This is a genomic window from Malaciobacter marinus, from assembly GCF_003544855.1.
Classification (GTDB): Bacteria; Campylobacterota; Campylobacteria; order Campylobacterales; family Arcobacteraceae; genus Malaciobacter; species Malaciobacter marinus.
The window spans coordinates 554909-580357 of the sequence record NZ_CP032101.1; the positions used below are offsets into that span (position 1 = coordinate 554909).

A 25449-nucleotide genomic window follows, 5' to 3' on the forward strand; every position below is an offset into this window, starting at 1 on the left:
ACTTGCATTTTAATTTATTTGTACTCTTTTAAGAATTTAGCTGCATTTCTAAAGTCATCAGTTAAAGGTCTGTCATACTCTAAGAAATCTACAACTTTTCTAAACTCTTTATACATTTTTTCTGTCTCTGCTGATAGTTTTAAGTTAGGATTTTTTTGTAATCTTAAATCAATCGCTTGAGATGCAATTAATAACTCCATACCATAGATATGATATAAGTTGTCAATTTGTTTTCTAACTCTTTTTAATACTTCAGGAGCATTAGTTGCAATATCTTCAATATCACCTGCAACTGGTAAGTAGTTTAAAGAAATAGGGTTAGCTAAAGCTTGGTTTTTAGCTGCTAAAGATACAAATGGTTTTTGCATTGCACCAAATGCATGTACAGTATTTTTTGTACCTAAAAATCTTGATAATTTTGTAAATTGAGGTTTTAATAGTTTATTTGATCTTTGTGCTGATGCTAAAGAGTTATGTGCTAATACAATAGCATTTGCTTCAAATTCAACTACCCATGGCATAGGCTCAAAGTTTGCAGTTGGAACAACAGCACCTTTAAAGTCTTTTCCATTTACATATACTTTTTTCTCTTGATATCTATCTGATTTTGATACAGCACCTATTGCAACACCTGGATTGTCATCAGATGTATTCCATTGAATTTTCATTAAATTATCTAATTTATTAATTGAAGTATCTAATGTTCCTAGAATATATGCTCCATCTCTATAACTTAATGGATCTTGTAAAGCTCTAGTTGTATCTTTTTCCCAAAGGTAACTACCCTCTAAAATTTTATTAATTTTTTTAGCAGCTCCTACATATCCAGGAAATGGTCTTAATTTTTGAGTTTCAGTATGCATTGGAGCAATATTTCCATTTAATGCTTCTAAACTTAAAGCATAAACATATTTAGAAATATTAGCTAATTGTTTCATTTCATCAAGTGCTAGTCCTGCTAAAGCACCTGAATATGCGTTTGAACTAATAATTGATAATGCATCTTTACCAAATAAAGAGATTTTTTTAACACCAGCTTTTTCAAATGCCTCTTTAGTAGGCATTTTTTTACCTTTATAATAAACATGACCCTCACCAATCATAGCAAGACCAATGTGTCCTAAAATTGTAATATCAGCTTCACCCATAGAGCCTTGTGATGGCATAGTTGGAATAATATTTTTGTTTAAAAATGTTTTATACATATTTACAACTTTTGTTTGTACCCCAGTTCCACCAAATAGCATATTGTTTAATCTTGTAACTAAAATAGCTCTTGCTTCTTTTACTGGAATGTCTTCTCCAACACCTCCACAATGAGCATGAATCAATCCTTTGTTAAATTTGCTTGAAGCATCAATAAGTGCTTGGCTTAATTTACCATTAGCATTTACCATTTTTTTATCTTTATTTAGTCCAACTCCAACAGTTAGACCATAAATTTTATGGCCACTTTCTGCTGCTTCAATTAAAACATTATGTGAAGTTTGTACTCTTTTCATGGCTTCACTAGTGATTTTGATACTTTCACCTTTAGCTACTTGTGAAATTTTGTCACTTGACATGTGTTTTCCATCAAGAACTACTGGTGCTGCAAATGCATTAATCATCCCAAAGGCGATTAAACTTGTTTTTATTAACATTGATTTAGACATTATATATCCTTTTTTTTGTTTAGACTTTTACATCTATAATTATAGTCTATTTTATATCATCTTCCCATTCACCAACTGGCTCATGAGTTCTATCATATAAAATTTTACTTAGCTTTTTATGTCCCACATTTTTGTGGCAACTAGCACATTTTAAAGGGTCTTTGTCCGCATCTTTATATTTAGTATATAAAGTGTGCATTCTAGATGCTGCTTGACTTTGACTCTGTGTTTTTTCAATATTACTATGGCAACTTAGACAACCACTGTCAAAAACATATGATTCTCTTTTTTCTCTATGAGCTTGCCAATCCATCTCTTTTGGATCGTTTATTATTACTGATGTTACTTCTACTATCCCATTTACTCCTTTTTTAAATAGATAATTTGCCAAACTATCATGTGGTAGATGGCAAGATACACATTTAGTTTTTATTCCATGAGGATTGTTCCCACCATGTGTATCATGAGAGTATGATTCACCCATTGGATCCATCCAGCTATGACAAGATACACAGAACTTATCATCACTTGTTGCTTTAATAGCAGCATGGCCACCAAATGTAAATATTAAGCCAAGTACAATACTGGCACCTGCTACTGTTAATAAAACTTTTTTACTTTTTAGAAAATCAAAATTCATTTCACACTCCTTATGGCACTAATAATTTTTTCATAGAATTTTGAGAGTGACACATTACACAATAATTTTGTGATTCTTTATGTGATGAGTGGCATAAGTTACAATCCATTTTTGGATAGTGTGGTGATGCATGAATATTATCATCATATCCTAAATACTCAGTTCTCTCTGCTAATGTCTTATAATCTTTATGACATTCTAAACAATCTTTTGTTGTTAATTCTGTATAAGATTCTTTTGCTCCATCACCATGGCAATCTGCACACTCAAATCTTAATTTTCCATGATGAACTTTTATTGGATAATTCTTTTTAGAATACTCACCATTATCTATTTTTGTTTTTACTGCAATATTAGAATCAGTGCTGTTTGCAGAAACAATAACTCCCAAAAAAGCAAATACTGCAATTGTTGCTATAATAATAATCTTTTTCATAATTGTCTCCTATACTCTTTGCTTTAATAACTTAACAGCACTTTTTGCAGCAATTCGTCCAAATACTAAACAGTCTGGAACTGCACAACTTCCTAATCTACTTGCACCATGTGGTCCACCAACAGCTTCACCTGCTGCAAATAATCCTTCAATTACTTTGTCATCTTTTCCATATACTCTAGCTTCTGTATCAATTACAACTCCACCCATTGTATGGTGAACTTTTGGAATTGCTCTAAATGCATAGTATGGAGGTTTAGAAATATCTGGAGTTTTCCCTCTTAGTTTAAAGAAAGGTTTATCCATCTCTTCATCTTTTCCATTTTTTACATATTTATTATAATCATCAACAGTTTTCTTTAATCCCTCATATGGAATTTTATAAAAGTTTGCTAACTCTTTTAATGTATCAAATTTTCTAATAACTTTTTTATGAATACCTCTGTAAACATTCTCTTTTCTTGTTCCTGTTGCTCCAACGCTATCACAAAATACAATTGGATGAGTTAATGAACCATCTGGATTTTCATGGATATTTAAAATAGCATCAGCTCTTACTTTTCTATCTGCTAATTCATTTACAAATCTTTTACCAGTTCGTGCATCAACCATAACTCCATAAGCAAACGCAGGGATAGCAAACACAGGAGAAATACCAAATCCTTTTTCATCAGGTGACCCCCAAGGTCCAAGTTGTACCCAACCTAAATCTCTAGTTTTAACATTGTTTCTCATCATCATTCTAAGGGCATAACCAGTTGCACCATAATGATTTGTACAGTCTAAATCAGGAGTAAGTTTAGGATCAAGTTTTTGTCTAAAGTTTACATCATATGCAAACCCACCAGTTGCCATAACAATACCACCATTGATTTTATAATATTTTGTTATACCTGATTTGTTATCTTCTTCATTAGACATAGGATCAAAACTAAATTTATAGTTTTCTCTTACTTTAATACCAATAACTTTTTTACCACTTTTATCAAAGATTAAGTCATCTAAAATAACTCTTGTTCTAATAGTTGCACCATTCTTTTTCCCATAAGCTTGTAAAGGTAATGTAATTTTACCACCTGAGTTTATTGCTGGCCAAATAGTTCTTGGAACTGAGTGTCCACCAAAGTGTCCTAGATTATCTCTATAAAACACTCCTCTTTTTGTAGTAAATTTATATGCTTCATAACCATTTTTAGCAATAACTTCAACTAATTCTCTTTGGTTTAATCCAAGTCCTGCTTTAAAGATGTCTTTTACATATAATTCATGTGAATCTTTAATTCCTCTTTTTTCTTGTTGAGGTGATCCTACAATTGAAAAAGCTCCACCATTAATTGCTGAGTTTCCTCCAAGTACTGGCATTTTATCAATCATTAATGTTTTTGCACCTAAATCTATTGCTTGGCATAAAGCAGCTGATCCAGCAAAACCAGAACCGGCAACAATAACGTCCCATTCTTCATCCCACTGAATATCTTCTTCATTAGCGAATAAATTTGTTTTCATTCCCATCATAGCAATACCACTTAAAATAGTACTGTTTTTGACAAAATTTCTTCTACTAATTTTCAAAATAAACTCCTTTGTAAGTTTTGTCAAGTGCAATTATAAACAAACTACTAGGTCTAAAAAATAACTAAAATTTTCAGTTTAATATAAAAACAAAAGGTATATAATTTTTATAAATAAATAATTAAAGAATAAAAATGAAAAAACCTTTTTTTAAAAATATAAAATTAATTTTGATATTTAGTTTTATTTTTTTAGGGCTAATTTCAAGTAACTATATGGTCAATTTGCAAATTCTTCAAGGAATGATAAAAGATCAACAAACAAATACTATAAAAAGTGCCTCAAAAAGAATAAGCAAATGGCTAGATCAAAAAATTGACAGTATGAATGTAATTAAAACATTTATTAAAAATCTAGATCATGAAACACATCCTGAATATATACAAAACTTACTATTACAAAGTAAAGAAGTTGCAAACTTTGCAAATGTTTATGTAGGATATGAAGATGATATTATATTATCTGGATTAAAATGGGATAGACCTACAAATTATGATACGATTAAAAGACCTTGGTATATTAAAACAACAAATAGAAATAGTACTACTATAACTGATCCATATTATGATGTAGGATTTAAAAAAGTTGTTGTAGCTATTTGTACGCCATTTTTAGAAAAAAACAAAAAGCAAGCAGTTGTTTGTGGGATTTTACCTTTAAATAATATAAGAAATGAGGTTTTAGATATTCCTTTACCTTATGATGGAATTGCATATTTAATGGATCGTCATGGAAAGATTTTATTGCACCCTAATAAAGAGCAAGAGTTGAAAAATTCTGTGTATGGTTTATTAGCTAAAGAAAGAACTACTACTGTAAATAATGAATTAAATGAGTATATTTTTTCCCATGATCATATAAATCAATCAAATTGGTTTATCATAGCCCAACTTAATAAAAATAGTGTTTATGAAAAAATAAATTTGCAACTTATTATAAATTTAACTATTTATGGTTTAAGTCTTTTAGGATTTATATTTTTAAATATGCTTTATACAAAAAAACAAAATATTAGTGATGAAAAACTAAAAAAGACAGAAACTTTACTTAATCATTTTATTGATTATGGGGGTAGGGGTATTTTAATAGCTGATTCTAAAAATAAAATTTTATTTTTCAACTCTTTATTTACAAAATATCTTAAATTGAAAAAAACTGATATTAATGATACTTATTTAGAAGCTACTAATAATATCTTTAAAGTTTATGATTCAAAAATACATACACAAATATATAAAAAGATTGCATATGCAAAACATTTTAAGAAAAGTGAAGAACATAGCTTTGAATATATATTTGAGAATAAGACATTCTATTTCGAAATAACTATTCTTCCTGTATTAAGTAGTGATAAAGTTTATCAAGGACTTATGATATTATTAAAAGATGCTACGGAAAAAGAGAAAGAAAAAATATATAAAAAAGAACAAGAAGATATTCTTTTTCAACAAGCAAAAATGGCAGATTTAGGAGAGATGATTGCAGCTGTTTCCCATCAATGGAGACAACCTTTAAACTCTTTATCTATAATGGTTGGAAACTTACTACAATTTAGACAATTTGGTCGTTTATCAGATGAAATGTTTGAAGAAAATTTAAATCATTGTATGACAAATATCCATTATTTAGCAGATACGATTGAAACTTTTAGAAACTTTTATAAGCCAAGTAAAAAATGTCAAAAATTTCATGTAGATAAAGCAATTGATGAAGTTTTTTATATAATTTCTCCTCATTTTAAAACTCTTGGTATAAATTTACAAATTATAAAAGATGAAAGAGAAGATATGACTTGTTTAAATTATAAAAATGAGTTTCAACAAATAGTTGCAAATTTAATGCATAATGCAAAAGATGCTATAATAGAAGATAAAAATTATTCAAAAACTATTGAAGTAGAGATTAAAACACTTGATGATAATTTTTATATTAGTTTCAAAGATTATGGTTGTGGTATTTCTAAAAAAATACAAAATCAACTATTTCAATCTTTTGCAACAACAAAAAAAGATAAAGGCACAGGAAAAGGTCTTTATTTGTCAAAGCTTATTGCAAAAAATAAATTAATGGGAAGTTTAACTATTAAAAATTATAGTAATCCTACTGAATTTTTAATTGTATTACCATCACAAAAGGAAGAAAATGGTTGATTCAAAGGTACTGAATAAATTATCAAATATTCATGTTTTAATTGTTGAAGATGATGAAATGACTGCCCATGTGATTCATCAATCATTGAACTTTTATTGTAAAAAAGTTGATATTGCAAACAATGGGATTGAGGGTTTTGAACTTTATGAAAAAAATAAGCCTGATGTTGTTATTGCTGATATAAATATGCCAGAAATGAGCGGTTTAGAAATGGCAGAAGCTTTACATGAAATTTGCCCTCATTTGCCTATTATTATAATGACTTCATATGATAGTTCTGAAAATATGCTTGAAAGTATTAATCAAGGTGCATATAGTTATTTAAGAAAACCTATAAGAATTGAAGAGTTACAAACAGCACTTTTAATGGCAACAAAAAATATTTATAACTCAAATATAAAATTAGAAGATGATTTTCATTATGATTGTGCTTCAAAGAACTTATATGATGGGTACAAATTAATAAAACTTACAAAAACAGAAAAAGAGTTGGTTCATTTGCTTATGTCAAATATAAATAAAGTAGTTGATTTTACAACTATTGAAAGTTATGTATGGCAAGAAAAAAGTATGAGTATTGAAGCTTTGAGAATGTGTGTAAAAAAAATAAGAGCAAAAAGCTATTTGAAATTAATTGAAAGTGTTCCTGGGTGTGGATATATAATCAATGAAAAAAGTAATGATTAATCATTACTTTTTGGTTTATATAAAGTAAAAGACATAGAGTTCCAACTATGTATTCCTCCTCTATACCATAAGATTTTCTCTTGTGGATAGCCTATTTTTATTAGATTATTAATAGCATAAAAAGATTGCTTACACCAAGCTCCATTACAAAATATTACTACTTGTTTCGCATCTTTAAAACTATATTGATCATTTATTTTTTTTACATTTAATTTTTTCATACTATTTTCAAATAAATCCATAAAAAACTCATCTTTTTCAAATTCATCAAAAGGAATATTTATAGCAGTTGGAATAGTTCCTAGTTTGAACCATGACTCTCTTCTTACATCTATTAGTGCATATTTTTGTGGTTCTTTTAATAGTCTATTTTTTATGAAATCTAATACTTCAAGTTCTCCAATAGTTTTAATATTTTCATTATACTTTATGGGTAAAACTACTCCTTTTGTAGTTATAAAGCTTTTTTTACATTTTGAAGAGACATTCTTACTTGCAAAATCTTCACTCCAAAAAAGTTCTGGAACCATTCCAAACTCTATACATTCACTTGGAATTTCTCTTTCAATAATAATTTGCTTATTATCAATATTTGCTTTTACTCCACTTATTTGAAGCATTTGAAGGTTTGAGGCAAAAACAGAAAAATTAAGCATTGCAAACAATATTAAGATTCTCATACTTTTTCCTTTAATATAGATTTATTTAAACTCTATCCTAAGATATCTTCTGTTAAGCCAAAATACCAAGCTTTTGCAGTTTGTGCTACTTCTTTGCTTATATTTGAAACATCAGCTTTAACTTTTAGTTTATCATTTTTATATGAATATTCATGCATTATTGAAACAGCTTTTGTTTTAGTAATCATAGAATAGCAAACATTTCCTGGTAGATTTGACTTGTAGTCAAAAGTTTTATTATCTAATCTACTTATTAACTCTTCTGATAAAACATAAGCACATGAGTTTGCCATTTGAGCTGATTTGGGAAATGGATATTGTCCTTGTGCGTCTCCTACTACATAAATGTAAGGAGAACTAATTGACCTAAAAGTTGGTTCTTGTAACTTTGCAAAGCCATTGTTAGTTTCAAGTTTTGCAAGTTGTATTAATTTATTTGCTTTATTTGGAGGAATAATATTTGCTTCTTCAAAAGAGAGTTTTTTTGTTTTATAATCAAGTTCTAACATATCAAAGCTTTCAAAAGTTATCTCTTTTTTTTCAAAATCTATATCTTTAAAATTTGTGTATGGCTTATAGTTTATATAGTCTTTATAATAAGTATTAAATGCATTTAAGAATTTATTTGGTTTTGATGCAGGTTTTTCTCTTGGGTCTAGTACTACAACCTTTGCTTTAATTTTATTTGACTTAAAATATTGTGCAATTAAACAAGCTCTTTCATATGGTGCTGGTGGGCACTTATATGCTCCACTTGGAATAGAGATTATAAAGTTTCCACCTTTAAAGTTTTGAATCATCTTTTTCAAAGTTAAGTGTTCACTTCCTGGCTTTAATCCTGCTGGTGCTTTAAATTTACATTCTTTGATTTTTTCATTATCTTTAAAAATCTTTTCATAATCATAATCAATACCTGTTGATAAAATCAAATATTCATATTTTAAGATTTTATTATTAGACATATAAAGAAGTTTTTTATCTTTGTCTATATTTATAACTTTTTCATTAATAAAATTATAGTTATATCTATTTATACTGTTGTAATAACTAAAATTCAAATCTTCATATGAGATATTTGAAATATTAGTTAACCATTGGTTTGAAAAGGGACAAGAACTAAAGCTATTATTTTGTTCTATTAAAGTGATATCTAAATTTGGTTTTAACTCTTTTAATCTTTTTACACAAGAAAGTCCAGCAAAACCAGCACCACATATTGCAATAGTAGTTTTTAGATAATTGTTATTTTTATTAAAAGAAGTATTTGCTTGTAAGTTATTAAAGTTTAAAGCTATGGTACTAAACATGGAAAATTTAAAAAAATCTCTTCTAAACATACTTTCTCCTATTTAAATATAGTAATTATATTCTATCAAAAAAAGAAGAATAAATTAATTATATTTTATATTTAAAATAAGTGAATTTTATAATATTTTTTGTATAGTAATTATATACGATTAAGATTTGATTAACATCTAGTTTATAAGCTGTTAAATACCTAAGTGTATAATTTCAGTATATAAACTAAAGGAGATTAAAATGAAAGTTTTAACAAGTATAATAGCAAGTTCAGTTTTAGCAACAGGTCTTTTTGCATATGGTAATGGAATGCAAGGTAATTGTAATATGCAAAATAATCAAGGGAAAAATTATAATTGTGGACAAAATTATAAAGGTGGAAACTATAATTGTGTAAATAATTATCAAAATACAAAGATGATGAAAAGAGGTTCAGGGTATTCAAAAGGAATGGGTATTTTAAGAGTTGTAAGACAGTTGGATTTAACAGTTGAACAAAGAACTGATATTAGAAATATCATGTTAAAAACAAGGTCTCAAAGACAAACTATTAATTCAGCATTTACTAAATCAAGTTTTGATAAAGATAAATATATTGAAATAATTACTTCTAAAAGAGATAATATGATAAAATTAAAAGCTCAGATGATAGAAGATATTTATAAAGTTTTAACAGACAAACAAAAAGAACAAGTTAAAGTATTATTGGACTTAAGAACTAATAGATAAAAAGGATAAATTTTGATTAAAATTGCGATGGTAGAAGATGACATTCAATTAGCTGATCTTTTAACACAATACTTAAAGCAATTTAATATTGAAGTTACGAACTTTGAAGAGCCATTTTTGGCTCTTTCAAGTTTAAGAATACATAAATATGATTTGCTTATTTTAGATTTAACACTTCCTGGAATGGATGGACTTGATGTATGTAAAGAAGTAGTAGAAAAGTTTAATATACCTATTATTATTTCAAGTGCAAGAAGTGATATTACAGATAAAGTTACAGCTTTACAATTAGGTGCAGATGATTACTTACCAAAACCATATGATCCAAGAGAATTAGAAGTTCGTATAAAGACAATTCTTCGAAGATATAATCAAAATAATGAAGATGTAAAAGAAGATAAGAAAAAACTTTTTAAACTTAATATTGAAAAAAGAGAGATAACAAAAAAAGATAAATACATAAAATTGACAGCTGCTGAGTATGAAGTTTTATCTTTATTAATAACAAGAGAAGGTTTTGTTGTAACAAGAGAAGAGATTTTTGATAATTCTGATTTATTAAATCATGATTATGAGAGTTCTGGATCTTTAGCTGTTATTATCAATAGAATTAGGCAAAAAATTGAAGATAACCCAAAAGAACCAATTTATTTACAAACTATAAGAGGAATGGGGTATAAATTTTTACAATGAATAGAGAATCAATATTTTTTACAATTACAGTAAGTTTTTTTATATCAGTTATTTTAGTAATAGCAAGTTTTACTATTTTGATGACTCACAATTATCAAAATAAAGAAGAACAATTACTTGAAAAATATATACCAATAATTAAAATGGTTGTAAGACAACATAATAGAGGTATAGTAGATGAAGGCTTTTTAAAAACTCTTGAAGAAATTAACTATACAATGTTTACAAGCAAAGAACAAATAAACAAAATAACTTATAATCCTAAAACAAAAGTACTAGTAGAAAAAAAGAATTTTAGAAATAGAACTGTATTTAGGGTGTTAAAATTAAAAGATAAAAATTATATCTATATGAAAAAACATAGAAAAAGTTTATTAATTAGAGATAATATTCCCCATGCAAATTTAACTCAATTATATATTATTCTTGTTTTTGGAATAGTTATTATAACAATTGTATTGATGTATTTGATAACTTTAAGAAAGTTGATGCCTTTAAAAATATTAAAAGATAAAGTAAAACATTTAGGTGATGAAAATTTTGATTTTGAGTGTTGTGATACAAATAGAAAAGATGAAGTTTCCCAATTGGCTTTAGAGTTTAAAAATACTGCAATAAAATTAAAGAGTATAAAAGAAGCAAGGAATGTTTTTATTAGAAATATTATGCATGAATTAAAAACACCAATTACAAAAGGGAAATTTTTAGTAGAAATAAAAAAGACTGAACATACAGCTGATAATTTAAGAGAAGTATTCAATAGATTAGAATTACTAATAAATGAATTTGCTTCAATTGAAGAGCTTATCTCTTCAAGTAAAAATATTGAAAAAAACTATTATTATATAGATGATATCGTTGATAATGCAATTGATATTTTGATGATAGATAATGAAAATGTAGAACAAAAATATGAAAATAAAAAAGTGTTTGTAAATTATAAACTATTTTCTGTCGCAGTTAAAAATATAATTGATAATGCAATAAAATATTCAAAGGATAAAAAAGTTACTATTAAATCTGAGGGCGAAAATATAATCTTTGAAAATAAAGGAGTAATGCTCAAACATGATTTAAAGTCATATTATGAACCTTTCTTTGGTTCCAATGAAAATAACTCAAACTCTTTTGGCTTAGGTTTATATATTGTTTTTAATATCTTAAAAGCAAATGGATATAAATTAGAGTATGAATACATAGATGATACTAATATATTTAAGTGTATAAAGGAAGAGATATCTACGAAATAGCAATTATAGGAGCGGGTGCTAGTGGTTTAATGTTGGCATCTTCTTTAAAAAATAGAAAAACTTGTATTATTGAGACAAATGATAAAATTGCTCAAAAAATAAAAGTAAGTGGTGGAGCTAAGTGTAATATTACAAATAGTTTAGTTACCTGTGATAATTATCTTGGTAATAAAGATTTTATTAAAAAAGTATTAAGAAATTTTTCAAATGATGACTTACTTAAATTTTTAAATTCAAATGGTGTTTATCCAAAAATTAATCCAAAATTAGTAAAAGGAACATATTTTTGTAAGAGTTCACAAGATGTAATTGATATGTTTACAAAACTAACTACACATGTAAAAAAAATATTAAATACAAAAGTAGTTGATATTGATTTTAAAGATGAGGTTTTTATAATAAAAACTTCAAATACTATTATTAAAGCTAAAAAATTAGTAGTAGCTAGTGGTGGATTATCTTATGCTTCTTTAGGTGCTAGTAGTCTTGCATATGATATTGCAAAAAAATTTGGACATGATGTTTCAAAACTTGACCCAGCTTTGGTAGGATTTACTGTTCAAAAAGAGCAGTTTTGGTTTAAAAAGTTAAGTGGTTTATCAATTATGGCAAGAGTAAAAGTAGAAGATAAGATTTTTAATGGCTCTCTTTTATTTGCACATAAAGGTTGTTCAGGACCACTTATTTTAAATAGCTCACTTTATTGGAAAAAAGGAAAAATAAGTTTTGATTTTTTACCAAAACAAAATTATAAAGAGCTACTAAAATCAAATGCATTAATTAGCTCAAAACTTCCACTTCCAAAAAGATTTGTACAAGAGTTCTTAGAATCTATTAAAGTAAAAGATAAATCGTGCAATACTTTGACTAAGGAAGAGTTAGAAGCTTTAAGTATAATTCATAATTATGAATTATCACCAGCAGGAAACTTTGGATATACAAAAGCAGAAGTTACAAAAGGTGGGATTAATACAGATGAAATTGATGTAAATTCTATGGAAAGTTTAAAACAAAAAAATCTTTATTTTTTAGGTGAATGCTTAGATGTAACAGGTGAACTTGGTGGATATAATTTTCAATTTGCATTTTCAAGTGCAATAACTTGTGCTAGAAATATATAATTTTTTTATTTATAAAATGACTAATACGATATAAATGTTAATTACAATACAATTTTAAAAATTAAAATAAAGATTTTAAATGAGAATAGCGTTTATTGGTGATATTGTAGGCAGACCTGGAAGAAAAATAATAAAAGATAATTTACAAACAATAAGAAAAAAGTTTGAAATTGATTATGTAATTGCAAATGCAGAAAATGCTTCTCATGGTTTTGGCTTAACAATTAAAAATTGTGATGAGTTATTAAAATGCGGGATTGATATTATAACAGGAGGTAATCACTCTTTTGATAAGAAAAAAGAGATGATAGCTTTGCTTGAAACAAAACCTGTGTTAAGACCTGATAATTATCCTTTGGGATTAGTAGGAAGTGGTGTAAAAGTAGTTGAAATAAATGGTGAAAAATTAGCGGTTATAAACTTAATGGGACAGTTTTCAATGCCTACTGTTGAAAATCCTTTTAATTGGGCAAAAAAGTTAATACAATCATTACATGAAGAAAATGTTAAAAATATATTTATTGATTTTCATGGAGAAGCTACAAGTGAAAAAAGAGTAATTTTCATGATGCTTAAAGGTCAAGTTAGTGCGATTTGCGGTACGCATACTCATGTAAGTACAGATGATTTACAAATTGAAAATTCAACAGCATATTTAACTGATATTGGATTAACAGGTTGTAGGGATAATGTAATAGGAATGGATAGCAAAGTCCCAATTTTAAAAGCTACAACAGGACTTGGAGGGCACTTTCAAATTCCAAGTTCATGCAAATCAATTTTACAAATGATGGTAATTGATATAGATGATGGAAAAGCAATAAATGCCTTTAAAATAAAAAAACTATGTAATAAACAAGAGTTAATAATAACAGATGCAATCACTGAGTAATTCATATGAGCTTTTAGAGTTTCTAAAAGCTTTAAACTTAATACAAAAAGAACCAAAATATTGGTGGCCAAGTAATGATGAATTTGAAATACTTGTGGGTTCAATTTTAACACAAAATACAAAATGGACTAACGTAGAAAAATCTTTAAAAAATTTAAAATCTTTAAACTATTTAAGTTTAGAAAATTTGGCAAATAGTGATGTTGTTTTATTGACAAATGCAATTGCACCAAGTGGTTTTAAGAATCAAAAATCAAAAAGATTAAAACAACTTTGTATAAATATAATAAAAGAGTATGGCAACTTTGAAAAGTTTAAAGAATATACTAACTCTTCTTGGTTACTTTCTCAAAAAGGAATAGGACAAGAAACAAAAGATGCAATTTTGTGTTATGCTTGTAAACAAGAATATATGGTAGTTGATAAATATACAGCAAGATTGCTTTTTCGTTTTGGATATGAATTTGACTCATATGATGATATACAGACATGGCTAGTATATGGAATTAATGAAAATTACGATAAAATAGTCAAGCTTTATGGCTATGAAATATCACTAAATGAAATTTATAGTAGGTTTCATGGCAAAATTGTCGAATTTATGAAACGCAATCCAAAGGATTAATTGATGATTATAATTCCACAAACAAAAGGTGGAGTAGGTAAATCTACTGTTGCAATGCAAGTTATTGCTCCATACCTTTATAAAAAACATGGTAAAAAAATCAAATATATAGAAATAGATGACGAAAATAATGATAGTAGGTCTTTTACAAGAACAGAAATAGTTGAAAAGCAAATGCTTGGAACAAATAAATTATCAGATTTAGATGAATTAATTTTGATGGATGATAACCATGAAATTATAGTTGATGTTGGTGGAAATAAAACGTCATCACTTGTTCTAGAAGAGATAAAAAAAGTTGGTTCATTTGGTAATATTAAATGGATTATTCCCTTAGGTGATGGTGAACTTGATGGAAAGAATGCAATTGCGACTATGAAAAAAATAAAAAAAATAGAGAGTAATCCTGAACAAAATATGATATTTGCTTTAAATAGAGCTATTTCAATGGAAGATGATTATATTGAAGAGCAATTTATTAACTTTTTTGGTCACAAGTATTTAGGAACTAACTCAGCACTATATGATTTTGTAAAAGATCCAAAGTACTTTCCTGTAAAAAATGATAAAATTATTACAATGAGTAGATATTTAGGAAGTACTGTTTGGGAAATGGCTTATAATAATACAGATTTTGCTGCAAAAGCAATTAAAGCAAAAGAGTTAGGAGATGTTGAAAAAGCTAGAAAATATCTATTTTTTAGAAGAATTCAAACAGAAGCAAAAGATTATGTACTTGGTGTATTAAATAGAATTTTTAATGATTTAGATAGATGGATAGAAATTAAAAAATGAGTGAAATGAGCTTTAAACAAGCCAAAGAAATAGTTGAAAGGCTTGAGTTTTCTGAACTTGCACTTAGGAAATCATTTAAAGATATTAATACATCAACTAAGACTTTAACTGAATCATCAACTTCTTTAGAAAAGTCTTTAGAAAAACAAAAACAAGTATTAACTCAAATACCAAAAATGAATGCAAAACTTACTGTTTTGAAATCCCTTATTATGATAAATATAGGATTTATTATTGGTATTTTTGTGGGAAAATTTTTATTATAAATTAGGAATATAAATGGGTAAACAAGAAAAAATTGTATCAATGTTTAATGATATCTCTGGAAAATATGATATTGCAAATAGAGTACTTAGTATGGGAATTGATAAAAGCTGGCGAAATAAAGCTTGTAAATTGACATTTGATTTTTATGATAAGAGCAAAATAGAAAAAATAGCTGATGTTGCATGTGGAACTGGAGATATGATAGATTTTTGGTTAAAAATAGCAAAACAAAATGCAATTGAAATTGAGAATATAGTAGGAATTGATCCTAGTGTTGGTATGATGGATGTTGCAAAAAAGAAATTGCCAGAAGTTGAATTTATAGAAGCAGGAGCTTCTGATATGCCACTTGAAAGTGAATCAACTGATATTATTTCTATTTCGTATGGAATAAGAAATGTAGTACAAAGACAAGAAGCATTTTATGAATTTGCAAGAGTATTAAAGAAAAATGGTCTTGTAGTAATTAGTGAATTTACAAAAAATGAAAAAACTTCACCAATTGATTATTTGACAGATTTTTATATGAATAAAATTTTACCAACACTTGGTGGAATAATTACAAAAAATAAAGAAGCTTATACATACTTACCAAACTCTATTGATGAGTTTTTAACTACTGATAATTTATGTAAAGAGCTAAAAGAGGCTGGACTAGAGCCAATTTATACAAAAGCTTTTTCTATGAATATTTCAACACTAATAATAGCAAGAAAAGTTTAAAATAGGGCGTTAATGCCCTGTTGCAAAGAGGAAAAATGAACGCACCACTAACAGTTACAGCTTTAAATACTCAAATAAAATCACTTTTAGAAACAACTTTTTTAGAAACATATGTAGAGGGTGAAATTTCTAACCTTACTTATCATAGTTCAGGACATATTTATTTTTCAATAAAAGATGACAAATCAACAATTTCATGTGTAATGTTTAGAGGTAATACTAAATATTTGAAATTTAAACTTGAAGTTGGGCAAAAAATAAATATAAGAGGTAATCTTACTGTTTATACTCCAAGAGGAAGTTATCAATTAATTTGTTCTAGAATTGAGCCATCAGGTCAAGGAGCTTTGGCCTTAGCTTATGAGCAGTTAAAAAAGAAACTTCAAGAAAAAGGTTATTTTGATTCTCAAAGAAAAAAGAGCTTACCAAAATATCCAAAAAAAATTGTGCTTGTAACTTCACCAACGGGTGCAGCAATAGAAGATATGAAAAAAGTTGCAACAAATAGATGGCCTTTAGTTGAGTTTATTTTAGTTCCTACTTTAGTTCAAGGTGAAATGGCAAAAAATGATATAGTTAATTCTATTAAGTATGCTGATAGCTTAGCTTGTGATATTATGATTGTAGGTCGTGGTGGAGGAAGTATTGAAGATTTGTGGGCTTTTAATGAAGAGATAGTTGCAAATGCTATATATGAAACAAATACACCTATTATTTCAGCTGTTGGACATGAAGTTGATTTTTTAATTTCTGATTTTGTTGCTGATGTTAGAGCTGCTACACCTTCAAATGCAATTGAAATATCTTTGCCTGATATAAATGAACATAGAATTTATTTAGATAGTTTACATAAAGAGTTTGAAAATAGATATAAAAATATTTTATATACTAAAGAGCAAAATATAATACATTTGAAAAGAATGTATGAACAAAACTCTATTGAGTCAAAGTTTAATCTTATTGCATCTGAAATAAAAATATTAAAGCAAAGCTTTGAAAATAGATTTTCAAATATTATTATCTCTTCACAAAATAGTTTAAATATGTTAAAAAACTCTTTTGAATTAAGTAATCCAAAGAACAAAGAGAAAAAGGGTTTTGTTCAAATAAGTAAAGATGAAAAAATAATTGATTTAGATACTTTAAAAATTGATGATATTGTGTCATTGCAAACACCAAAATATATCGCAACTGCTAAAATTGAGGCTATAAAAAAACAATAAAGTTTAAGTTTATAATAGATAAAATAAATAAATCTTATAAAAGGGTGCATTAATGTTTGGTTCTGTATCAAAAAATGAGTTAAAAACAATCAACAAAATACTTGCTTTGTTAGATCCAATTATGCATAATATAAAAGATAATTCAAAATTATACTCAAATAATGACTATACAAAACAAATATCAATATCATCAAAATTAAAAGAAAAAGTGTTGTTAGTAATAAAAGGAGTAAATGCCTTAGAAAAAGTATTAAGAACAGTAAAAATAAATCTATCAAATGAAACAATACATATAATAGAAAATGTAAGTGCAGCCTCAAAAGAGCAAATGACAGGAATCGAACAGATAAATGATACAATAACAATGCTAGATAGAGTAACACAAGAGAATGCAAGTGAAGCAACACAAATATCAAATATAGCATCAGATGTATCAAAAATGGCAAAAGAGTTAGTAAATGATGCCAAAAGTAAACAATTTTAACGGAGCTAAATATGGCAGCAGGACAAGAAACAGTACTAGATGAATATGCATTTTTAGTAAGTGAAACAAATGAAAAAGGTATAATATCATTTGCAAATGACGATTTTTGTAAAATAGCAGAGTATAGCTTGGAAGAATTGATGGGACAACCACATAATATGGTAAGACATAAAGATATGCCAAGAAAAGCATTTAAAAGTTTGTGGGAGACAATACAAAGAGGAGATATTTGGACAGGATATGTAAAGAATGCGACAAAAACAGGAGGGTATTATTGGGTATTTGCCACAATATATCCATTTGAGAGTTGCGATGGTTCAAAGGGATATTTATCATGCAGAAGAAGAGCTTCTGAAGCTGAAATTAAATCTGCTCAAGAACTTTATGCAAAATGGAAAAATGAAGAGTAATCTTATATAAGGAGAAAAAATGGAAACAATAAATAGTAATGGAAATAATAGCTCAAATATCAATAATCCTCAAGAACATGATGTAATTGATTATGAGAATACAAGTGAGTATATGACTTTTGAACTTGGTGCTATGAAATATGCAATTGAACTACCAAAAATAAGAGAGATTCTTACATATCCAGATATTATTACACATTTACCAAATACAGAGGATTGGGTAAAAGGTCTTATTAATTTAAGAGGGGAAGTTGTACCTATTTTGGATATTAGAATAAAGTTTAATACAGGAGAACCTATATACGATAGTAATACAGCAGTAATTGCAGTTATTACAGAAGATAAAAGAATGATTGGAATAATTGTAGATAAAGTTGATGATGTGCAAAGACTTGATACTTCTTCTCTTGCTCCTGTTTCAGATATGGGTTCAGCAATACCATCTAGGTATTTAAAAGGTTTTGTAAGATTAGAAAATAATCAGATGCTTGTTATTATGGATATTGAAGCTGTAGTACACAAAGACGAATTAAAAGACTCATAATGGAAGAAAAAATCTTTGAACTTAGAAAATTAAAGCTTCTTTTTGTAGAAGACGAAGATGATTTAATAAATATAATCACAGATACTTTAAATAAATTAGAAGCAAATTTTCTAACTGCACAAAATGGTCAAGAGGCTTTAGATCTAATAGAAAAAAACCCAGATTTAGATGCAGTTATAACAGATATAAATATGCCAATAATGAATGGTTTGGAAATGATAAAAATATTAAAAGAAACAAATCCTAATTTACCAATAATAATAATGTCTGCACATACTGAAATTGAGTATATTGATAAAGCAAAAGAGTATGGAGTTAAAGATTATTTATTAAAACCATTTGATTTTATGAAATTTATTGAACTAATAACTACAATGGAATTAAATAAAAATGTCAATAGATAAAGATGTTTTAAAAAGATTAAGAGCTTTATATGTTGAAGATGATGATAACATAAGAAATGAATTATCTTCTTTATTATCTAATTTTTTTGGAAAGATTTTTGTTGCAAAAGATGGAAAAGATGGAATTGAACAATATGTCAAAAATAGTGGTAAGATTGATGTAATTATTTCAGATATAAATATGCCATATTTAACTGGAATAGAGATGGTAAAAAGAATTAGAGAGCATAATAAAGAAATTCCTGTTATTTTTACCACTGCATATTCAGATAATGAGTATTTAGCAGATGCTATAAAACTTAAAGTATATGATTATATTATAAAACCTATTGATATAAGAAATTTACTTGTAGTATTGAATGAGCTTGCTACAATTTTACATCAAAATGAACTTATTGCTAAACAAAATGAAGAGTTAGAAAAATATAAAGATGTTATTGATGTAAATAATATAGTTATAAAAACTGATGCACAAATGAAAATAGTTTATGTAAATGAACTGTTTTGTAAAACTACTAATTTTACTTCAGAAGAGTTAATAGGTAGTGAACTAAGTATTTTAAAGCACAGTGATACTGATTCTAAAATATATGAAGAGATATACTCAAATATTCTTAGTAATAATCAATGGAAAGGGCGAATAAAAAATAGAACAAAAGAGAATGGCTATTATATTAGTGATACTTATATAATTACCACAACAGATGATAATAATAAAATCACTGGTTCTTTATGTGTTCAAAAAGACATCACTGATGAAATAACCAAAAAAAGAGAAGTTCAATTAGCACTGATGAAAGATAAAGGTGATATTTTTATTAAAAGTAAAGCTGGCTCTGCTGAACAAACTGTAGTAATAAATAATTTGAAACACGATATAAAACAATTACAAAAAGAGGTTATTTCTATAAAAACAGAAAGGGATAAATACCTTTATAAAATTGAAAATTTAAGTAAAGATAATAAGAAATTAAGATCTGAACTTAATTATTACATTAGCAATGAACAAAAAAGTAAAAAAGATAGTACCTTCACTCTTAAAACAAATAAAGAGAATGCAGATTTAAAAATACAAGTTAAAAAATTGAATGTAAAACTAGAAGATACAATTGAGTATTATGAAAAAAAATGTAAACAAATAGAAGTTACTTCTCAAATAGAAATAGAAGAATTAGAACAAGAATTACACGATATGAAAAGAAAACTAGGAAAAATTGAAAATGCTGAAATGATGGAACAAAAAATTGAGTACTGGCAAGAAAAAGCAAAAGCAGAGGCTAAAAAAGCTGAAAAAATGGAAAAAGAAATAATGCAAACAGGTGATAAATCATTGATTCAAAGGATTTTTGGAACAAGATAGAGTATATAAATACTCTATTTTATAGTTATTGTTTTTATCTTTTGTTCAGATAAAGGTTTGTTTCCTTCATATTGTCCTGATGTTGGAACATTTTCAAGTTTTTTTACAATATCCATTCCTTTTTTTACATATCCAAAAATAGTATGTTTACCATTTAACCAATATGCTGGAACAGTTGTAATGAAAAATTGACTCCCATTTGTATTAGGACCTTTATTTGCCATTGCTAGAATACCAGCTTTGTCAAAAATCGCATTTGGCGCAAATTCATCTTTAAATGGTTTTTCCCAAATTGATTCTCCACCTCTTCCTGTACCTGTTGGATCTCCAGTTTGAATCATAAAATTTTTTATAATTCTGTGAAAAATAACATTATCATAATAACCATTTTTTGCATGTGTAACAAAATTTTCTACTGCTTTTGGAGCTAAATCTTTTCTTAATTCAACTTCAATTTTTCCTTTGTTTGTGTCAATAACAGCAATTGGATTTGCAGCTTGTAATAAAAAAGTTAATGAACAAAGAAGAAAAATAATTTTTCTCATAAATTTCCTTTTAAAAATATTTATAAAAAGTATAATATTAAAATTTTTAATCTATTATTAAAAGTAGTATTTTATAAAGATTTAATAATTGTTTGTTAGAATTTAATAAATAGATGTTTATAAGGAAAATCATGGAAATGCAAGTTAATCCTCAACCAACATTTTATATTTTTAAATGTGAACAAAGTGCACCTCCTGGGATGCCAAAGCCATCATGTGTTGATGATAATACACAAGATTTATTCAATTATTTATCACAAACATTGATGCAAAAAGGTCTTATGGGAGCTGTTCAGCCTATAAGAACTTCATGTTTAGGAAGATGCCAAATGGGACCATTGATGTTAATAGAGCCTGGTCATTATATGTATTGTCAATTATCTAAGGAAAAAATTGATAGAATAGTAGATGAACATATATTAGGTAATGATCCTATAACTGAGTTTTTAATCCCAAAAGAGTTTTGGGGTGAGCCAGTTAGTTTGGAAAATAAAGGGTTGAAAAAATGACATTTGATATGTTGTATAGTAAAATTCATAGAGCAACTGTTACAGATGCTAATTTGAACTATGTTGGTTCAATTACAATTGATGAAGAGTTGATGGAAGCAGCACATTTACTTGTTGGACAAAAAGTCGAAATAGTAAATATTAATAATGGTGAAAGATTTGCTACTTATGTAATAAAAGGCAAAGCTGGAAGTAAAGATATGTGCTTAAATGGAGCAGCAGCTAGAAAAGTAGAAATTGGTGATAAGATTATTGTTATATCATATGCTTCTTATAATGAAGAAGAATTAAAAAATTATAAACCAACAGTAGTTATTGTAGATGAAAAAAACAATATTGATACTGTGACAAATGAACTTGTAGGAAGTGACCATGTTTGATGGAATTGATTTAAGTAAAATAAATTTAAATGATATGATGAGCCAAGTTCAAGATATGGCAAATCAAGCAAAAGAAGATAATGCTTCTAAGATTTTTACTGCAAAAGCAGGTGGAGGAATGGTTGAAATTTCAATCAATGGAAATAGTGAAGTTATTGATTTGAAAATTGATGATTCTTTGATGGATGATAAGGACTCTTTACAAATACTTTTAATCTCATGTATGAATGATGTTATTAAACAATCTGATGAAAATAAAAAAATGATGGCCATGAATATGATGGGTGGAATGGGTTCATTTGGACAAAAATCTTAAAAATGGAACAATTATTAAATAAATTTGAAGATTACTTAAATAGTAATCTTCCCTCTTCAAAAACATTTCATCCACATTTTGAATCAGCTTTAGAAGAGATGTTAAAAGCAGGTGGAAAAAGATTTAGACCAATGCTTTTATTATCTGTTGTTAATTCTAAAAATCCACTTTTAGTTAGTAACTCTTTACCTATTGCTTTAGGAATAGAATTTTTACATACTTACTCATTAGTTCATGATGATTTACCAGCTATGGATGATGCAAATTTGAGAAGAGGTTTTCAAACTTTACATAAAAAGTATGATGAAGTAACAGCTATTTTAGTAGGAGATGCTTTAAATACTCATAGCTTTAATCTTTTGGCTAATGCACCACTTAGTAATGATATAAAAATAGAATTGATTAAAACACTTTCAAGTGATGGTGGTATTGATGGTATGATTATTGGTCAAGCAATTGATTGTCATTTTGAAAATCACAGATTAAAACTTGATGAATTGGAATTTTTACATATTCATAAAACTGCAAAATTAATTGCAGCAAGTTTAAAGATGGGGGCGATTATTGCTCAATATGATTTAACTTTACAAGATAAACTTTATAATTTTGGAATTGATATTGGCTTATTGTTTCAAATACAAGATGATATCATTGATGAAACACAAAGCGAACAAGAAGCAGGTAAGACTACACAAAATGATAATGAAAAAAATTCATTTGTTAATCTTTTAGGTTTAGATGGTGCAATTGAATCTGCTGATAAATTAGCAAACAAATGTGAAGAGCAATTAAGATCTTTAGATGATAAATTAAAAGACTCTTTAGAAGAGTTATTACTTAAATATCTACATAGACACAAATAATATTAAAACTTTTAGTCAAAATAACTCAAACTACTTGACAAAAAATAAAAAATTTTATAAAATTTAGCACTCAAAAAAATAGAGTGCTAATTTTATTTTATAACTTGATAGGAGATACTATAATGAATTTTAAACCACTAGGGGAAAGAGTTCTGGTTAAAAGAACTGAAGTTGAGAACAAAACAGCAAGTGGAATTTATATTCCAGATAATGCAAAAGAAAAACCACATACTGCTACAGTAGAAGCAATTGGTTCAAAAGTAGAAGATGTTAAAGTGGGTGATACAATAGTATTTGAACAATTCAGAGGAACTGAATTGAATCTTGAGGGACAAGAATACTTAGTATTAAATGTTGAAAATATTATAGGAGTTATGTAATTGCATTTGCAATTACATAATTAATTTAAAAAATTTAAATAAACAAAAGAAGGAAAAGTAATATGGCAAAAGAAGTAATGTTTAGTGATAATGCAAGAAACAGATTATTTTCAGGTGTAGAAAAATTAGCTGACGCTGTAAAGGTTACAATGGGACCTAGAGGAAGAAATGTTTTATTACAAAAATCTTTTGGAGCTCCTAATATCACTAAAGATGGAGTATCTGTTGCAAGAGAGATTGAATTAGAAGATACTATAGAAAATATGGGAGTTCAACTTGTAAAAGAAGTTGCTTCTAAAACAGCTGATGAAGCAGGTGATGGTACAACTACTGCAACAGTATTAGCTTATTCTATATTTAAAGAAGGTCTTAGAAATGTTACTGCTGGGGCTAATCCTATTATCTTAAAAAGAGGAATGGCAAAAGCATCAGAAGCAATTTTAGAAGAGATAAAAAAAGCTTCAAAAGAAGTTGCAAATAAAACAGAAATTGAACAAGTTGCATCAATCTCAGCAAACTCTGATATGGCAATTGGTTCTATGATTGCAGAAGCTATGGACAAAGTTGGAAAAGATGGAGTTATTACTGTTGAAGAAGCAAAAGGTATTTATGATGAATTAGATGTTGTTGAGGGTATGCAGTTTGATAGAGGATATTTATCTCCATACTTTGTAACTAATTCTGAAAAAATGATTGCAGAAATGGAAAATCCATATATTTTACTATATGATAAAAAAATATCTAATTTAAAAGAGATGTTACCAATCTTAGAAGCTGTTAATCAAGCAGGAAGACCATTATTAATTATTGCAGAAGATGTTGATGGTGAAGCATTAGCAACACTAGTTGTAAATAGATTAAGAGGTTCTTTAAATATTGCTGCTGTTAAAGCTCCAGGATTTGGTGATAGAAGAAAAGCAATGCTTGAAGATATTGCTGTGTTAACTGGTGGTACTGTTATTTCTGAAGAGATGGGAATGAGTTTAGATGCTACTGGAATTGATTCTCTTGGAACTGCTTCAAGAATTGTAATTGATAAAGATAATACAACTATTGTAAATGGTTCAGGAAGTGCAGAAGCTGTTCAATCAAGAGTTGGACAAATAAAAAATGAAATCGCAAACACTACAAGTGATTATGATAAAGAAAAATTACAAGAAAGACTTGCAAAACTTTCTGGTGGGGTTGCAGTAATTAAAGTTGGTGCTGCTACTGAAACTGAAATGAAAGAGAAAAAAGATAGAGTTGATGATGCATTAAGTGCAACAAGAGCTGCTGTTGAAGAAGGTATTGTAATTGGTGGTGGAGCTGCATTAATTAAAGCAGCTGCAAAAGTATCTTTAGAGCTTGAAGGTGATGAGCAAATTGGTGCAGATATTGTTTTAAGAGCTATTTCAGCTCCATTAAAACAAATTGCAACAAATGCTGGATTTGATGCAGGTGTTGTGGTAAATGAAGTAAAAAAATCTGATAGTGATAATTATGGATTTGATGCTGCAACTGGAAACTATGTTGATATGTTTGAAGCTGGAATTGTAGATCCTGCTAAAGTTGAAAGAGTTGCAATGCAAAATGCAGTATCAGTTGCATCACTTCTTTTAACAACAGAAGCTACAGTTACAGATATTAAAGAAGATAAAGCAGCTCCAGCTATGCCTGATATGGGTGGAATGGGTGGAATGCCTGGTATGATGTAAAAATAGTTAAAACTTATTTAACTATTTGTTAACCGCACCTTTTTATAAGGTGTGGTTTTTTTATTTCTATTTTTTTAGATTCTTAAGTTCTACCTTTTATTTGATAAAAAAGGTGATAT

30 protein-coding genes are annotated in these 25449 nt (G+C 27.5%); 23 read left to right on the forward strand and 7 right to left on the reverse strand.

What is annotated here, in order from left to right:
* Positions 1-14: 14 nt before the first annotated feature.
* From AMRN_RS02700 to AMRN_RS02715, 4 genes are read right to left on the reverse strand one after another with little or no spacing between them, the layout of a single operon-like run.
* Positions 15-1655, reverse strand: coding sequence for an HAL/PAL/TAL family ammonia-lyase (locus AMRN_RS02700; RefSeq protein WP_228150818.1), 1641 nt, complete (start codon positions 1653-1655; stop codon positions 15-17).
* 46 nt (positions 1656-1701) lie between these two features.
* A complete protein-coding gene (locus tag AMRN_RS02705; protein ID WP_099311002.1) occupies positions 1702-2295 on the reverse strand; it encodes a cytochrome c3 family protein in 594 nt (197 codons plus the stop codon).
* A gap of 10 nt (positions 2296-2305) precedes the next feature.
* Positions 2306-2731: a cytochrome c3 family protein gene (locus AMRN_RS02710; protein ID WP_099311001.1), complete on the reverse strand. Its 426-nt coding sequence runs from the start codon at positions 2729-2731 to the stop codon at positions 2306-2308.
* Positions 2732-2740: 9 nt separating this feature from the next.
* Positions 2741-4303 carry a flavocytochrome c gene (locus tag AMRN_RS02715; RefSeq protein ID WP_228150817.1) on the reverse strand — a complete coding sequence of 521 codons (1563 nt, stop codon included), beginning with the start codon at positions 4301-4303 and terminating at the stop codon, positions 2741-2743.
* A gap of 134 nt (positions 4304-4437) precedes the next feature.
* Between AMRN_RS02715 and AMRN_RS02720 the strand changes: the two genes are divergently transcribed.
* Both AMRN_RS02720 and AMRN_RS02725 read left to right on the forward strand, forming a co-directional pair.
* Positions 4438-6453 carry a cache domain-containing protein gene (locus tag AMRN_RS02720; protein ID WP_099311000.1) on the forward strand — a complete coding sequence of 672 codons (2016 nt, stop codon included), beginning with the start codon at positions 4438-4440 and terminating at the stop codon, positions 6451-6453.
* Positions 6446-7141, forward strand: coding sequence for a response regulator transcription factor (locus tag AMRN_RS02725; protein ID WP_099310999.1), 696 nt, complete (start codon positions 6446-6448; stop codon positions 7139-7141). Before AMRN_RS02720 ends, AMRN_RS02725 begins: the two co-directional genes overlap by 8 nt.
* Here AMRN_RS02725 and AMRN_RS02730 read toward each other — a convergent pair.
* The gene (locus AMRN_RS02730) at positions 7138-7821 is read right to left on the reverse strand and encodes a rhodanese-like domain-containing protein (RefSeq protein WP_099310998.1); all 684 of its coding nucleotides are present in this window, start codon (positions 7819-7821) and stop codon (positions 7138-7140) included. The two genes, AMRN_RS02725 and AMRN_RS02730, sit on opposite strands and share 4 nt — an antisense overlap.
* A gap of 32 nt (positions 7822-7853) precedes the next feature.
* Positions 7854-9158 carry an FAD-dependent oxidoreductase gene (locus AMRN_RS02735; RefSeq protein WP_099310997.1) on the reverse strand — a complete coding sequence of 435 codons (1305 nt, stop codon included), beginning with the start codon at positions 9156-9158 and terminating at the stop codon, positions 7854-7856.
* Between the two features lie 202 nt (positions 9159-9360).
* On the opposite strand from AMRN_RS02735, the gene AMRN_RS02740 reads away from it, so the two are divergent.
* From AMRN_RS02740 to AMRN_RS02810, 15 genes are all read left to right on the forward strand, one after another.
* Positions 9361-9849 (forward strand): Spy/CpxP family protein refolding chaperone, encoded by a 489-nt coding sequence (locus tag AMRN_RS02740; protein WP_099310996.1) that lies wholly within the window; start codon positions 9361-9363, stop codon positions 9847-9849.
* Between the two features lie 12 nt (positions 9850-9861).
* The gene (locus AMRN_RS02745) at positions 9862-10542 is read left to right on the forward strand and encodes a response regulator transcription factor (protein WP_099310995.1); all 681 of its coding nucleotides are present in this window, start codon (positions 9862-9864) and stop codon (positions 10540-10542) included.
* Positions 10539-11792, forward strand: a complete 1254-nt coding sequence (locus AMRN_RS02750) for an ArsS family sensor histidine kinase (RefSeq protein WP_099310994.1) — start codon at positions 10539-10541, stop codon at positions 11790-11792. Before AMRN_RS02745 ends, AMRN_RS02750 begins: the two co-directional genes overlap by 4 nt.
* Positions 11793-11821: 29 nt before the next feature.
* Positions 11822-12913 (forward strand): BaiN/RdsA family NAD(P)/FAD-dependent oxidoreductase, encoded by a 1092-nt coding sequence (locus AMRN_RS02755; protein ID WP_196778523.1) that lies wholly within the window; start codon positions 11822-11824, stop codon positions 12911-12913.
* Positions 12914-12992: 79 nt separating this feature from the next.
* Positions 12993-13805, forward strand: coding sequence for a TIGR00282 family metallophosphoesterase (locus AMRN_RS02760; RefSeq protein WP_099310993.1), 813 nt, complete (start codon positions 12993-12995; stop codon positions 13803-13805).
* Positions 13789-14430, forward strand: coding sequence for a 3-methyladenine DNA glycosylase (locus AMRN_RS02765; protein WP_099310992.1), 642 nt, complete (start codon positions 13789-13791; stop codon positions 14428-14430). The genes AMRN_RS02760 and AMRN_RS02765 overlap by 17 nt, the downstream gene beginning before the upstream one ends.
* A 3-nt stretch (positions 14431-14433) precedes the next feature.
* Positions 14434-15225 carry a hypothetical protein gene (locus tag AMRN_RS02770; RefSeq protein ID WP_099310991.1) on the forward strand — a complete coding sequence of 264 codons (792 nt, stop codon included), beginning with the start codon at positions 14434-14436 and terminating at the stop codon, positions 15223-15225.
* Positions 15222-15491, forward strand: coding sequence for a hypothetical protein (locus AMRN_RS02775; RefSeq protein ID WP_099310990.1), 270 nt, complete (start codon positions 15222-15224; stop codon positions 15489-15491). The genes AMRN_RS02770 and AMRN_RS02775 overlap by 4 nt, the downstream gene beginning before the upstream one ends.
* Before the next feature lie 13 nt (positions 15492-15504).
* Positions 15505-16215 carry a bifunctional demethylmenaquinone methyltransferase/2-methoxy-6-polyprenyl-1,4-benzoquinol methylase UbiE gene (gene ubiE / locus AMRN_RS02780; protein WP_079579708.1) on the forward strand — a complete coding sequence of 237 codons (711 nt, stop codon included), beginning with the start codon at positions 15505-15507 and terminating at the stop codon, positions 16213-16215.
* Positions 16216-16250: 35 nt separating this feature from the next.
* Positions 16251-17438, forward strand: a complete 1188-nt coding sequence (gene xseA / locus AMRN_RS02785) for an exodeoxyribonuclease VII large subunit (RefSeq protein WP_099310989.1) — start codon at positions 16251-16253, stop codon at positions 17436-17438.
* Positions 17439-17490: 52 nt separating this feature from the next.
* On the forward strand, positions 17491-17922 hold the full coding sequence (locus AMRN_RS02790) for a methyl-accepting chemotaxis domain-containing protein (protein WP_118897351.1): 432 nt from the start codon (positions 17491-17493) through the stop codon (positions 17920-17922).
* A gap of 11 nt (positions 17923-17933) precedes the next feature.
* On the forward strand, positions 17934-18332 hold the full coding sequence (locus AMRN_RS02795) for a PAS domain-containing protein (RefSeq protein WP_118897352.1): 399 nt from the start codon (positions 17934-17936) through the stop codon (positions 18330-18332).
* Positions 18333-18351: 19 nt separating this feature from the next.
* Positions 18352-18876 carry a chemotaxis protein CheW gene (locus AMRN_RS02800; RefSeq protein ID WP_099311482.1) on the forward strand — a complete coding sequence of 175 codons (525 nt, stop codon included), beginning with the start codon at positions 18352-18354 and terminating at the stop codon, positions 18874-18876.
* Complete coding sequence (locus tag AMRN_RS02805) at positions 18876-19280, forward strand: response regulator (RefSeq protein ID WP_099311481.1); 405 nt, start codon at positions 18876-18878, stop codon at positions 19278-19280. Before AMRN_RS02800 ends, AMRN_RS02805 begins: the two co-directional genes overlap by 1 nt.
* On the forward strand, positions 19267-20640 hold the full coding sequence (locus AMRN_RS02810) for a response regulator (RefSeq protein WP_099311480.1): 1374 nt from the start codon (positions 19267-19269) through the stop codon (positions 20638-20640). The genes AMRN_RS02805 and AMRN_RS02810 overlap by 14 nt, the downstream gene beginning before the upstream one ends.
* Before the next feature lie 14 nt (positions 20641-20654).
* Here the strand turns inward: AMRN_RS02810 and AMRN_RS02815 are convergent, their stop codons facing one another.
* On the reverse strand, positions 20655-21185 hold the full coding sequence (locus tag AMRN_RS02815) for a peptidylprolyl isomerase (protein WP_099311479.1): 531 nt from the start codon (positions 21183-21185) through the stop codon (positions 20655-20657).
* 131 nt (positions 21186-21316) lie between these two features.
* Here AMRN_RS02815 and AMRN_RS02820 point away from each other — a divergent pair, with 131 nt between their 5' ends.
* From AMRN_RS02820 to groL, 6 genes are all read left to right on the forward strand, one after another.
* Positions 21317-21694, forward strand: a complete 378-nt coding sequence (locus AMRN_RS02820) for a (2Fe-2S) ferredoxin domain-containing protein (protein ID WP_099311478.1) — start codon at positions 21317-21319, stop codon at positions 21692-21694.
* Entirely contained in the window at positions 21691-22074 is a 384-nt protein-coding gene (gene panD / locus AMRN_RS02825; RefSeq protein ID WP_079580181.1) for an aspartate 1-decarboxylase, read from the forward strand. The genes AMRN_RS02820 and panD overlap by 4 nt, the downstream gene beginning before the upstream one ends.
* Complete coding sequence (locus AMRN_RS02830; RefSeq protein ID WP_099311477.1) at positions 22067-22390, forward strand: YbaB/EbfC family nucleoid-associated protein; 324 nt, start codon at positions 22067-22069, stop codon at positions 22388-22390. Before panD ends, AMRN_RS02830 begins: the two co-directional genes overlap by 8 nt.
* Before the next feature lie 2 nt (positions 22391-22392).
* Positions 22393-23253 (forward strand): polyprenyl synthetase family protein, encoded by an 861-nt coding sequence (locus tag AMRN_RS02835; RefSeq protein WP_099311476.1) that lies wholly within the window; start codon positions 22393-22395, stop codon positions 23251-23253.
* Between the two features lie 122 nt (positions 23254-23375).
* The gene (gene groES, locus AMRN_RS02840; RefSeq protein ID WP_099311475.1) at positions 23376-23633 is read left to right on the forward strand and encodes a co-chaperone GroES; all 258 of its coding nucleotides are present in this window, start codon (positions 23376-23378) and stop codon (positions 23631-23633) included.
* Between the two features lie 62 nt (positions 23634-23695).
* Positions 23696-25330 (forward strand): chaperonin GroEL, encoded by a 1635-nt coding sequence (gene groL, locus AMRN_RS02845; RefSeq protein ID WP_099311474.1) that lies wholly within the window; start codon positions 23696-23698, stop codon positions 25328-25330.
* Positions 25331-25449 lie beyond the last annotated feature (119 nt).

Excerpts from the sequence above, each read along its gene's own strand:
- AMRN_RS02710 (WP_099311001.1), bottom strand. The coding sequence starts at position 2,731 with ATGAAAAAGATTATTATTATAGCAACAATTGCAGTATTTGCTTTTTTG.
- AMRN_RS02735 (WP_099310997.1), bottom strand. The coding sequence starts at position 9,158 with ATGTTTAGAAGAGATTTTTTTAAATTTTCCATGTTTAGTACCATAGCT.
- AMRN_RS02800 (WP_099311482.1), top strand. The coding sequence starts at position 18,352 with ATGGAAACAATAAATAGTAATGGAAATAATAGCTCAAATATCAATAAT.
- AMRN_RS02795 (WP_118897352.1), top strand. The coding sequence starts at position 17,934 with ATGGCAGCAGGACAAGAAACAGTACTAGATGAATATGCATTTTTAGTA.
- AMRN_RS02810 (WP_099311480.1), top strand. The coding sequence starts at position 19,267 with ATGTCAATAGATAAAGATGTTTTAAAAAGATTAAGAGCTTTATATGTT.
- AMRN_RS02805 (WP_099311481.1), top strand. The coding sequence starts at position 18,876 with ATGGAAGAAAAAATCTTTGAACTTAGAAAATTAAAGCTTCTTTTTGTA.
- AMRN_RS02705 (WP_099311002.1), bottom strand. The coding sequence starts at position 2,295 with ATGAATTTTGATTTTCTAAAAAGTAAAAAAGTTTTATTAACAGTAGCA.
- AMRN_RS02730 (WP_099310998.1), bottom strand. The coding sequence starts at position 7,821 with ATGAGAATCTTAATATTGTTTGCAATGCTTAATTTTTCTGTTTTTGCC.
- AMRN_RS02725 (WP_099310999.1), top strand. The coding sequence starts at position 6,446 with ATGGTTGATTCAAAGGTACTGAATAAATTATCAAATATTCATGTTTTA.
- AMRN_RS02820 (WP_099311478.1), top strand. The coding sequence starts at position 21,317 with ATGGAAATGCAAGTTAATCCTCAACCAACATTTTATATTTTTAAATGT.
- xseA (WP_099310989.1), top strand. The coding sequence starts at position 16,251 with ATGAACGCACCACTAACAGTTACAGCTTTAAATACTCAAATAAAATCA.
- groES (WP_099311475.1), top strand. The coding sequence starts at position 23,376 with ATGAATTTTAAACCACTAGGGGAAAGAGTTCTGGTTAAAAGAACTGAA.
- AMRN_RS02830 (WP_099311477.1), top strand. The coding sequence starts at position 22,067 with ATGTTTGATGGAATTGATTTAAGTAAAATAAATTTAAATGATATGATG.
- AMRN_RS02720 (WP_099311000.1), top strand. The coding sequence starts at position 4,438 with ATGAAAAAACCTTTTTTTAAAAATATAAAATTAATTTTGATATTTAGT.
- AMRN_RS02700 (WP_228150818.1), bottom strand. The coding sequence starts at position 1,655 with ATGTCTAAATCAATGTTAATAAAAACAAGTTTAATCGCCTTTGGGATG.
- AMRN_RS02775 (WP_099310990.1), top strand. The coding sequence starts at position 15,222 with ATGAGTGAAATGAGCTTTAAACAAGCCAAAGAAATAGTTGAAAGGCTT.
- AMRN_RS02765 (WP_099310992.1), top strand. The coding sequence starts at position 13,789 with ATGCAATCACTGAGTAATTCATATGAGCTTTTAGAGTTTCTAAAAGCT.
- AMRN_RS02770 (WP_099310991.1), top strand. The coding sequence starts at position 14,434 with ATGATTATAATTCCACAAACAAAAGGTGGAGTAGGTAAATCTACTGTT.
- AMRN_RS02790 (WP_118897351.1), top strand. The coding sequence starts at position 17,491 with ATGTTTGGTTCTGTATCAAAAAATGAGTTAAAAACAATCAACAAAATA.
- ubiE (WP_079579708.1), top strand. The coding sequence starts at position 15,505 with ATGGGTAAACAAGAAAAAATTGTATCAATGTTTAATGATATCTCTGGA.
- AMRN_RS02760 (WP_099310993.1), top strand. The coding sequence starts at position 12,993 with ATGAGAATAGCGTTTATTGGTGATATTGTAGGCAGACCTGGAAGAAAA.
- AMRN_RS02835 (WP_099311476.1), top strand. The coding sequence starts at position 22,393 with ATGGAACAATTATTAAATAAATTTGAAGATTACTTAAATAGTAATCTT.
- AMRN_RS02740 (WP_099310996.1), top strand. The coding sequence starts at position 9,361 with ATGAAAGTTTTAACAAGTATAATAGCAAGTTCAGTTTTAGCAACAGGT.
- AMRN_RS02750 (WP_099310994.1), top strand. The coding sequence starts at position 10,539 with ATGAATAGAGAATCAATATTTTTTACAATTACAGTAAGTTTTTTTATA.
- AMRN_RS02815 (WP_099311479.1), bottom strand. The coding sequence starts at position 21,185 with ATGAGAAAAATTATTTTTCTTCTTTGTTCATTAACTTTTTTATTACAA.
- AMRN_RS02755 (WP_196778523.1), top strand. The coding sequence starts at position 11,822 with ATGTTGGCATCTTCTTTAAAAAATAGAAAAACTTGTATTATTGAGACA.
- groL (WP_099311474.1), top strand. The coding sequence starts at position 23,696 with ATGGCAAAAGAAGTAATGTTTAGTGATAATGCAAGAAACAGATTATTT.
- panD (WP_079580181.1), top strand. The coding sequence starts at position 21,691 with ATGACATTTGATATGTTGTATAGTAAAATTCATAGAGCAACTGTTACA.